Consider the following 1,233-nt stretch of genomic DNA (forward strand, 5'->3'; position numbering starts at 1 on the left):
TCACGCCCCCCAAGACCGGCATGTCGTACGCCCTGAAGCCCGCGTACGAGCTGGCGACCGTCGTGGTGCGCCCGCGCGGCTGGCACCTCGACGAGCGCCACCTCGTCCTCGACGACCGCCCCGTCCCCGGCGCGCTGGTCGATTTCGGCCTGTACTTCTTCCACAACGCCAAGCGCCTGATCGAGCTCGGCAAGGGCCCGTACTTCTACCTGCCGAAGACCGAGTCCCACCTGGAGGCGCGCCTCTGGAACGAGATCTTCGTCTTCGCGCAGGACTACGTCGGCATCCCGCAGGGCACCGTCCGCGCGACCGTCCTGATCGAGACGATCACGGCGGCGTACGAGATGGAGGAGATCCTCTACGAGCTGCGCGACCACGCGTCCGGGCTGAACGCGGGACGCTGGGACTACCTGTTCTCCATCGTCAAGAACTTCCGCGACGGCGGCTCCAAGTTCGTCCTGCCGGACCGCAACCTGGTCACGATGACGGCGCCGTTCATGCGCGCGTACACGGAGCTGCTGGTCCGCACCTGCCACAAGCGCGGGGCGCACGCCATCGGCGGTATGGCCGCCTTCATCCCCTCGCGCCGTGACGCCGAGGTCAACAAGGTGGCCTTCGAGAAGGTCAAGGCGGACAAGGACCGCGAGGCCGCCGACGGCTTCGACGGCTCCTGGGTCGCCCACCCGGACCTGGTGCCGATCGCCATGAAGTCGTTCGACGCGGTGCTCGGCGAGAACCCGAACCAGAAGCAGCGGCTGCGCGAGGACGTCTCGGTGGCACCCGGTGACCTGATCGCGATCGACTCGCTGGACGCCAGGCCGACGTACGAGGGCCTGGTCAACGCGGTCCAGGTCGGCATCCGCTACATCGAGGCATGGCTGCGCGGCCTGGGTGCGGTGGCCATCTTCAACCTGATGGAGGACGCCGCGACGGCGGAGATCTCCCGCTCGCAGATCTGGCAGTGGATCAACGCGAACGTGGTCTTCGAGAACGGCGAGCACGCGACGGCGGAGCTGGCCCGGAAGGTCGCGGCGGAGGAACTGGCCGCGATCGAGAAGGAGATCGGCGCGGAGGCGTTCGCTGCGGGCAAGTGGCAGCAGGCACACGACCTCCTGCTGACGGTGTCCCTGGACGCCGACTACGCGGACTTCCTGACGCTGCCCGCGTACGAGCAGCTGGGGAACTGAGGCTCGGTCACGCAGGAGAGGAACGGGGGCAGCCCCGGCGCCGCAC

Annotated in this window: 1 protein-coding gene; it reads left to right on the top strand. The window is 68.5% G+C overall.

The features are described from left to right. A partial coding sequence (aceB, locus tag ACFXBC_RS22805; RefSeq protein ID WP_385027319.1) for a malate synthase A occupies nucleotides 1-1,187 on the top strand: 1,187 nt, incomplete at its 5' end. Nucleotides 1,188-1,233 lie beyond the last annotated feature (46 nt).

The organism is Streptomyces sp. NPDC059398 (assembly GCF_042751845.1).
Classification (GTDB): domain Bacteria; phylum Actinomycetota; class Actinomycetes; order Streptomycetales; family Streptomycetaceae; genus Streptomyces.